This window comes from Yersinia sp. 2542 StPb PI, assembly GCF_048593855.1.
Classification (GTDB): Bacteria; Pseudomonadota; Gammaproteobacteria; order Enterobacterales; family Enterobacteriaceae; genus Yersinia; species Yersinia enterocolitica_E.
Genome location: NZ_JAZGQA010000184.1, coordinates 1 through 8,289, shown reverse-complemented (window position 1 = coordinate 8,289; position 8,289 = coordinate 1). Strand labels below are relative to the sequence as shown.

Sequence of the window (8,289 nt, the reverse complement as noted above, 5' to 3'; positions counted from 1 at the left end):
CATATTTTGCGATAATAATAATATTTTCAATATCATATTTATCCAGATCCTGACTGACATAAAATTCGGGTTGAATAAACTGAAAGAAGGGATCATTAAGATCGTATTCTTTGAAATAGTCATCGACCTTCTCAGCACCGACAATAGAAAGGATGGACGGCAACTGAGTCTGCGGCGCGATGGAAAAAGGAACGACACGATTTTCTTCAAATATTCGGGTGAAATCCTGCGTGTTTTTCAGACTTTCTTTAAATTTATCAAAATTACCTGCATCGTTCAGCAAATCCATACTCATATCGAGCCCTGTCTGGCTAGACAATATTTGTTGAAGCTGTGTTTGTCCCCAGTCCTCGAAGGTTTTTATCCAAGCACTATATTGGTCATCTTTCATGCCCATTTCTTGCGCGCTGAGGCTGGTAATAACAGAAACTTTGGCAGCACCTTTCTCGGAAAACTCACGGGTGATTTCTTTTTCATCCGCAGACCAGGTATGACGGGTAATGGTCTGCGTCACTTCTTTCATTTTCTCACTGTTGTAGGTGACAATAACTTTTACTGCCGGCAGAGAGGCATCCAGCGTGAAGTTATAACGAATCCCGACGCTGGCATTACTCGGCGTTCCTTTTAATACATTCTCAAACAGGGTTGCTCCCAGCCCCGTTAGCGACATGCTAAATACAGTATCGTTATTCCCCAAACCAGAGGGACTCAGTGGTGTGGGCATCTGACAGTAAAATACTTTGTTCTCATTGATGATCAATGAGGCCTGCGCTGAGGTATAGCGGGGTTGGCGCAATTCTATTTTACGCGCGTCATCGGGCATCAGTTGACCGAGAAATTGATCGTCACCCGCGTCAGGGTTATAAGCGAGTATATATTTTTTTGCTTGCTCTTCGGTTAATCCAGCATTTTGAAAAGCTTTAATTTTGGCATCTTGATTGGCTTTATTGGTCGGATCGGAATTAAATAATTCTTCAGCTTTAATATACTGGACGATAAGTTTTGATTTCGCCACAAGTTGCGGTGATATCCCACTATAAAGCTGTACTTTTATTTTGTCGGCTTCGCTTTCTGTTGGCACGGGAAGTTTGACGGTAAACTGTGCGTATCCGCCTTGTTGCTCTTCTTTACGATATTTATAGAATAAGAAGTCAGGCTTATTTTCCTGACCAGAAAATACTGGAGTTTCAGGAATAACATAAAAAATATTTTTATCTTCGCTATCGCCATAGCAGGTATAGGTATATACCTTGACGCCTAAGTGTTCATTGGTATCTATTTTAATCGAATGCTGGATGGCTGTGGTTAACATAGCTTATTCCTCTTAACTCATGGTTATTTTTTGTATTGAAGTTCAATACGGAGTGAGGTCGATTGCTGTACACCTGAATCGTAATTTCTGGTTATAAATGACGACGTTTTTCCCTGCCAGTGGTATTCAATACGGCCATTCAAGATATTTGACTGGGTATTGAGTAACCAAGTGGTTTGCCACTGCTGATCGGAAAATGAAAAATTAAAGGTAGCGCGTTTGGCCTGACCCTCTGGGAAGTAATTGGCGCTGCCTGAAATCGTTTTAAAATCAGATTGTAAGTGGCGGGCATCAAAGGTCACATTATGAAACCCGATATCCTGAACGGTCAGATTGATGTCTGCCTGCCACTGGCGTGTGATATTAATGAATGAATAGTCGGAAAAAGTGACCTTGATATTTATCTCATTCACGCGACTATCGGCGGTGACGGTGAGAGGAGGAAAGTTTGGCCACTGCATGGGTATTTTTTTATCCGCCCACGTCAGTTCAATCGACATAATCATAAATTTGCTGGCATTGAAATCCAGGCTGACTTTGCAGGTATGCTGTTTTCCCGGATCGTCAGGTTGTTTTCGTTGAGGCTCAGGCAGCGGCGAAGGGTCATAGGAAATCAGTTTATTGGCGATAAAGCCGCTGAATAGCGTCGCGATATCCTGTTCGTCGATCAGTTCATAAGATTGGGGCAGGCTGTTTTCGTAAGAAAAATCATAGTCAATTCTGGTGGGTATCTCATCAATATGCGAGATGTTGGCGAGCGTATTACTGAGGATGCTGGCAGCGAGGTCGACCAGATTTTTTCTCACGGTCTCTTTGGTCTGCGGCGACGGGGTATTTTTAAACTCCTCGTCCAACACGACGATACCAGCAGTAATTTGCTTGTCGAGTAGCTGCGCAATAGCCTCTGGTGTGCGGGTTTTGGTGTTAAACGCCAGTATTAGAAACTGCCGCCAGTCGCTGGTGAGATGGGCGTTAACTGTGGTACTTACTGTGAATTGTGTGTGGGTGGTAAGAAAAACCCGCTTCGCGTTGCCCTGTATGGCCTCAGTCAACTCTATCCCTTCCGAATGGGTGGTCGACATAGAGTTTCCTTCAAACTCAACCAGATAGGTGGCGTCACCCAACGGCTCATGAAAGCGCAAGAAGATCGCCGTCTTCGCAGTACACTGCTTAAGGGTGATGTTACCGCCTGAGTGGGAGATATGTGTCTGAATATACTGTTGTATAGCTTGGGTATTGAGGGGAACTAACGGTGTAATCAGGATGACGAGGCCGCCTGCCGGACTGGTGGTAAGGTGAAAACCACTGGTTTTATTTCCCCGATCGTCATGAACTATTTCAGGCGTGAAGCAGCCATAGGTATAGTCATTGGGCGGGCTTCGCTGATCGTGAAAGACGAAAGCTCGATCAAGCAAAAAAAAGGACGCCAGATTTTTTTCAGGATTTAATGATTCAATCTTCATTTTCAACCTCAAGTGTAATGGTTTGATTGCCCGTCACATAGTCCGACCATTGACCGTTACTGGTTTTATAACGAAACCCTGCCGCGTAAATTGATGTGACATTCCATTGATATTCATAGCAATTATCCTGCTGCGTAAACGTATGATCGCGCGTTTGCGTTTCACCCTGAGCTTGAAATCGTAACGTGACATAGCGGATGCCAGTAGCAAACCGGGCGATAATGGTGGCGTGCTGCGCACCAAACTGAGGAAAACTATAAACACCGATGGTGGCTGACTGGATGATTGGCATATCGAGCACCACTGAGGCGGCGCTATCGTTATCCCAGGCGGTCAGCTTGGCATAGGCATCACGTCCCGTTATCGGATAACTGAAACAGGGCGAAGCCAGTGTGAGTTCAAAGGGTTCTGACAGGTTAGCGGAGGAGTAGTGGCCTGTGAGCATACTGTGTTGTGCGAATGTCGGATCGATATTGAGGGTCAGGAACTGACAAGGAAGGCTGGAATAATCCAGCGTCAGTATTTTGTTATTACTGGTTCGTTGCTCGGTGACGAGAGAGATATATCCATTGGCGGTGGGGTAGCTAACGCGAATATGGTACTGATATTCACTATTCAAGCTGAACGTATTATTAATAAATGTGAAGGCCAAATAACTCTGACTGGGTATCAATAGCAGGGTTTGCTGTTGTTCAGAAGGATAAAGCTCGCCCGGTGGTAAAATGATTTGTATATCAATAAACGCCCCGTCTTTAAGACCCTGTGGGAAAGCGTAAAGAATGTTAATCCGCAGGTTACCGTCTGGCAGCGCAGGTGCGGTTATCTGGTGGATAACCTGTTCGGGAGCCTCTTTGGCAATTTGTTGTGCGGTGGCAAAGGGATCCAATAAAAAGCAGATGGGGCGCCGGGTTAGCTCAACGCGTTTTAAATCAATTATCAGGCGATGCTGTTTCTGGGGGAGCAACAGGCAAATATAAGTAGTATTGGTGTTGGCGTTACCGATATAGGGCGATCCTAACGTGTTGAACAGACGATCGAGCAAAGCCTGCGCGAATAATAGTGCTTCTGCCGGGTTGGTTGAGGAGAAGGCTGGCGAGATCAGCAGCGGTAGCCGGGACAGATTTTCGTACATGTACTGAGTAAGCAACATGTAGGGAAACGCGATCCGGTTGTTGGACACCGGTTGGGCGTCTTTAACATTGGCCGCCAGTTCGGCAATTAACTGGCCGGGATCGCAATCTAGTGTGTAGTTCAGCCGTGGCGATACACCCTCGACAAAGCCATCGATACGGGCATTAAAGCCAACAATATTATCCAGCAACGTTTTTTTCATCAGTTGCGTGGTATCTGCATCGAGCGAGATCAAAAATTGAATCGACTGCGCTGAATACCAGGTCGGGTCGTAATCCTGATGGGTTAATGCTGAATCATGGTCAGGTGGTGAGCGGAAACTTAGCTTATAGGGGATAACCGGCAAACCTTGGATAGCCTTACCTGGGTGTTGGCGATTGAATACCTCAAGTGCGCCGCCGCTGGCAAATTGTAGCTCGGCGGTAAAATCAAGGTCGCCGTAGATAATGTTGCTGCTTAGGCTGAGGATCACATCCAGTACAAAGGCCAGCGGATCACCAGCAATCAGGGCGAAGGGTTCTGGATACAAATAATAGACATCAGACTGCTGACAGACGGCAACGACGCGCAGCTTGTCATCGATGATAATTTGCTGAAAATCAGGATAACCAATAAACATATCAATCAATTACCTTATGGTTTTAATATGGTTTTGATAATCCTGACGCCATTCTTCCGGTAGCTGGTTTAGGATATTCACCGAGCGATGGTGGTAGGCCTCTTCGTAGTGATACTGCATCGTGCTATCACCAACTAGCACGCCTGCGGCATACATGGTGCTGCTACTTTCTGTCAGATCTTTGATGGGGTCGTCAGTGGAAAGGTGCAGGTTGTACACCTCAATCTCGCCGTGTTGTTTGTTGATACGGCTGATAGCACAGTCACACTCTGGGGTTAGCAGTCGACTGGTCAGAGTCAATTCACTCGCCAGTTTCACACCGGTGGTAGTGCAAAAAGGGTGGCCCAGACTGGTGATAAGGGTTTTGAGCTGGCCGCTACTATCCCTGACTTCAATCTCAAGATAGTTTTGCTCCGTGCCGGTAATCACATCTTCGACTCTTAACGCTCGCCCATCCTGCGATTGCACCCATTCACCAATAAGGATGTCATCAATGGCTTTTTCTTTACCATCCTGCATCAAAACAGGGGTGCCTTTACCTAAACAACCATAGGTAATCTGCATGGGTTTTAGCGTGTTGGTATTTAAAAAGCGCTGTTCAGGATCGAACGGACCGGGAGCATTGGTAATAAAACTGGCTACACTCGCTCCTTCAATTTGTAATGTCACTTTAAAGATATAATAAACCCGCTCACCGGAATCAAAATCGGGACGTTTGAATTTAAGCCAGTCGAGATCCCAAGATAAAACGTTGCCGTTAATTCGGGTTTTAGCGTCGTCAAAGAAATTAAAGTCATTGGCAGGGGTGATCGGATCGCCGCCCTGACGTTCGCGGACCAGATAAATTGAGTTATACGCGTTTATAGGCTTGCCATTATTTAAATCAATATTGCCGAAGTAGGTTACGCTGCCTTTTATCGGTACGGTGACATTGCCGTCAAAATTATTAAAGTAGTCACAGTCGCTTTCTTGACGAGCCAGACAGATTTTTATCAGATTATTTTTATTTAAATCAGCAGGTGAATCATTTTGAATTAATTTTGGGTAACTTTGTGTGGTAACAATTTCGGCCCCGTAAACTGTCTGGTTATTCACCGTTTGGGCGAAGGTATAGATGATATTAACCGGATAGCGGGTTTGTTTTAAACTGACCGGGAAGGTGCCATTAGCCTGGATGGGACAATTGGCAGTATAAATATAGTTCTTTTTACATTGTACTGTTCCCGCAGGGCTGCCTGATTCGTCAAAAATACCTAAGGTTTGCGTGATGTTTACGGCTGACACCGGCAACGAACCAATGGCATTTGCTGAGAACGTTTGCCCATCAGTAGAATCCAGGCTAACGATGCTGTGTACCTGTTGTGCGCTATCGCTATCCCCCATCGCCAGTGAGCTGACGGCATATTTAGCCAGTTTGTGGTTTGCCCAGAGCTGACTGAAATTAGGACAACGAACGAGGCTGATACCTGCCAGTCCCAGTTGAATATCATAGAATTTCACCAGCAGCGGATCGTTGGTATTAATTATAAATACACCGGTGTTTGCATATTTATTAATTACACTGCTAATAATATTATTTTCAGAAAAACTATTTTTTCCTGAGGGCATAGTTGCAGATTGCATAATATCATTTCCCAATGAGTTTGCTGTAATTATCTATACGAAAATTCTCTAAAGCATAGGGCGTTCAATAGAATATAGAGACAAATATTCAGCGTAATAAAACAAGGTATTGGCTTAGTAAATCAAAAGCATTGACTGAAAATTTATATTTTCTATCTTTCGCATGCTGCCAGTTTCATGTAGGTAGCCGCGTTGGTTACTTGTCCCATCCGCGAGACTGGCTCGGAAAGAGCCAATATGTTGTTAAGAAAGAAATATTTTCTCCTGAGACGATGATTTTTTTGTGTGTAATATTGAAAATTTATTAAAATGGTGAAGATGTTCAATAGAGTAAATTAATTCAGTGTTACTCAGTGTCGTAACCCTCGAAAATAATGTTAGCAGCAATGCAAAAAAAAACCACTGAGGAAATAGAGAATAGAGGGAAGCCGTCTGGGAAAATGTGCACAGCAGGATGGTGATGAGAATGAAAAGATAGGCAATATATTCGTATTTTTATTGAGTTTCCTCTCCTTATTCCGTTATCTTACGTTTACTCATCCAATTTGTTGAATATGCTCAGCGCTGAGAATAAATACAACATCATTCAATTGAATTCATTCGTTAATATAATGGATTAAACGTGATAAAAAACGACGTTATTTTATCAGAAACGATTTCGTCGTATCGAACCCACAGCGCAACGCTACGGGAAAACAGTGACCAACCACGACCACAACTGAAATCATCACAAATAACAAGATAAAAAACAGGCTAATCTAATGATAAATAATGATTTTATTTTAACCCCGGTGGTTTGTCATATAACTGTAATATTTCATACATTTTTCTGTCATTAAACTGTCCTATTTTCCCTCCTGCACCATACTTAATCTGATGAAAACAATTTATACACTTGGTACTTGAGTTGCAGCGTTGTTAGCTTGGTTCATTACTCAGCCCATCCTGCAATACCAGGTTCTTTGGTATAGAGTTAATTCTAATATCCCATTAGGAGGGATTATGAAACTGATGCGTACCACCGTAGCCAGCATTGTGGCAGCGACTTTATCTATGACCACTGTGTCCGCGTTCGCTGCTGCAAGCCTGACAGGTGCAGGTGCGACATTCCCCGCGCCGGTGTATGCCAAGTGGGCAGATTCTTATCAGAAAGAAACAGGTAACAAAGTTAACTATCAAGGGATCGGCTCTTCAGGTGGCGTAAAACAAATCATTGCCAATACTGTTGATTTCGGTGCTTCTGATGCGCCATTAGCAGACGATAAGCTGGCGGCTGAAGGTTTGTTCCAATTCCCAACTGTGATTGGTGGTGTGGTGCTGGCCGTTAATATCCCTGGCATCAAATCTGGTGAACTGACTTTAGACGGTAAAACACTGGGTGATATTTATCTGGGTAATGTGAAGAAGTGGAATGACCCGGCGATTGTGAAGCTGAATCCGGGCGTTAAATTGCCAGATCAAAATATTGCAGTGGTGCGCCGTGCTGATGGTTCTGGCACTTCATTCGTATTCACCAGCTATCTGGCTAAAGTGAATGCGCAGTGGAAAGAGAAAGTGGGTGCAGGCTCAACGGTTAACTGGCCGACCGGTTTAGGTGGTAAAGGTAACGACGGTATTGCGGCATTTGTTCAGCGCTTGCCAGGTGCCATTGGTTATGTGGAATACGCTTATGCCAAACAAAATAACCTGGCTTACACCAAACTGGTTTCAGCCGATGGCAAACCAGTCAGCCCAACAGAGCAAAGCTTTAGCGCTGCGGCCAAAGGTGTAGACTGGAGCAAAACGTTTGCTCAAGACTTAACCAATCAGAAAGGTGATGATGTTTGGCCAATTACCTCTACTACTTTCATTTTGGTGCACAAAGAGCAGAAAAATGCGGCTAAAGGCACTGAAGTACTGAAGTTCTTTGATTGGGCATACAAAAACGGTGCTGAACAAGCTAATGCGCTGGATTACGCCACATTACCAAAAGAAGTGGTTGAACAGGTTCGTGCGGCTTGGAAAACCAATGTTAAAGACAGCAACGGTAAGCCAATCTTCTGATTGAAGTTAGTTTTGCCTGTAATAATTTATTTATAAGATATTGATTTAATATACCCAAAGTAATTGAAGGTGCAGGTAGGCGGCAAGTGAACGAACCC

4 protein-coding genes and 1 pseudogene are annotated in these 8,289 nt (G+C 44.2%); 1 reads left to right on the top strand and 4 read right to left on the bottom strand.

Features of this window, described 5'->3' with window-relative positions; translation table 11 throughout:
• The 4 genes and pseudogenes from V1952_RS17710 to V1952_RS17695 all read right to left on the bottom strand — a co-directional run.
• Positions 1-1,312 (bottom strand): annotated as a pseudogene (locus V1952_RS17710) (hypothetical protein); the annotation flags it as partial.
• 23 nt (positions 1,313-1,335) lie between these two features.
• The gene (locus tag V1952_RS17705) at positions 1,336-2,775 is read right to left on the bottom strand and encodes a hypothetical protein (RefSeq protein ID WP_372560184.1); all 1,440 of its coding nucleotides are present in this window, start codon (positions 2,773-2,775) and stop codon (positions 1,336-1,338) included.
• Positions 2,765-4,525 (bottom strand): hypothetical protein, encoded by a 1,761-nt coding sequence (locus tag V1952_RS17700; protein WP_420075233.1) that lies wholly within the window; start codon positions 4,523-4,525, stop codon positions 2,765-2,767. The genes V1952_RS17705 and V1952_RS17700 overlap by 11 nt, the downstream gene beginning before the upstream one ends.
• Positions 4,526-4,534: 9 nt before the next feature.
• Entirely contained in the window at positions 4,535-6,148 is a 1,614-nt protein-coding gene (locus tag V1952_RS17695) for a Hint domain-containing homing endonuclease (protein WP_420075232.1), read from the bottom strand.
• 1,002 nt (positions 6,149-7,150) lie between these two features.
• Between V1952_RS17695 and pstS the strand changes: the two genes are divergently transcribed.
• A complete protein-coding gene (pstS, locus tag V1952_RS17690; RefSeq protein ID WP_083161568.1) occupies positions 7,151-8,191 on the top strand; it encodes a phosphate ABC transporter substrate-binding protein PstS in 1,041 nt (346 codons plus the stop codon).
• Positions 8,192-8,289: the final 98 nt, after the last annotated feature.

What these genes read in the sequence shown, in the direction of transcription:
- V1952_RS17705 (WP_372560184.1), bottom strand. Translation starts at nt 2,775, where the DNA reads ATGAAGATTGAATCATTAAATCCTGAAAAAAATCTGGCGTCCTTTTTT.
- V1952_RS17700 (WP_420075233.1), bottom strand. Translation starts at nt 4,525, where the DNA reads ATGTTTATTGGTTATCCTGATTTTCAGCAAATTATCATCGATGACAAG.
- V1952_RS17695 (WP_420075232.1), bottom strand. Translation starts at nt 6,148, where the DNA reads ATGCAATCTGCAACTATGCCCTCAGGAAAAAATAGTTTTTCTGAAAAT.
- pstS (WP_083161568.1), top strand. Translation starts at nt 7,151, where the DNA reads ATGAAACTGATGCGTACCACCGTAGCCAGCATTGTGGCAGCGACTTTA.